Consider the following 273-nt stretch of genomic DNA (forward strand, 5'->3'; position numbering starts at 1 on the left):
GTATGACGTGCTGTCTCATGAACCCGGTGTCAGCGTCAGCGGTGGCGCCGGACGTCCGCAAACTATCACGATCCGCGGCATGAGCGGCAACCGGATTGCGGTGATCAAAGACGGCGTCAAAGTCGCGGACGGCTATGGAGCCAGCGATCTGAACGATGTGGCCGGCCATAACAGCTTCGATCTGGGCGATGTCAAGCAGATTGAAGTGGTCAAAGGGGCGGACTCGTCGCTGTACGGCTCCGGCGCCATTGGCGGCGTGGTGGTGCTGACTTC

Annotated in this window: 1 protein-coding gene; it reads left to right on the forward strand. The window is 61.2% G+C overall.

The features are described 5' to 3' along the window. A partial coding sequence (locus tag ACYP03_RS26145) for a TonB-dependent receptor plug domain-containing protein (protein WP_459782690.1) occupies positions 1 to 273 on the forward strand: 273 nt, incomplete at both ends.

The organism is Photobacterium sp. R1 (genome assembly GCF_054600795.1).